Origin of the sequence: Aquimarina algiphila (assembly GCF_007489275.1) — a bacterium.
GTDB lineage: Bacteria > Bacteroidota > Bacteroidia > Flavobacteriales > Flavobacteriaceae > Aquimarina > Aquimarina algiphila.
In genome coordinates this window covers 1-261 of record NZ_VLNR01000265.1, presented here as the reverse complement: position 1 = coordinate 261, position 261 = coordinate 1, and the positions used below count along the sequence as shown (strand labels likewise).

The following is a 261-nucleotide window of genomic DNA, read 5'->3' as shown; positions in this document are numbered from 1 at the left end:
ACCACAAGATGAGATTTCTTTAAAGGGTCGTGGGAGACTACCACGTTGATAGGCTATAGGTGTAAAGGCAGTAATGTCATAGCCGAGTAGTACTAATAACCCATAGGCTTATGCGCACACTCCGATAGGCGACTATCGGAGTGGAGAATTGCTTTGATAGCTTTGTTTAGTGTTCTTTTTATATCGTATATTAAATCAATATGTTAACTTATTATGTTAGTATTAAGTTTGTAGAATGAAGTATTAAGAGAACTCTTAGTA

1 rRNA gene is annotated in these 261 nt (G+C 36.0%); it reads left to right on the top strand.

Annotated features, from left to right (window positions below):
- A 23S ribosomal RNA gene (locus FOF46_RS31235) occupies nucleotides 1-116 on the top strand; the annotation flags it as partial.
- Nucleotides 117-261 lie beyond the last annotated feature (145 nt).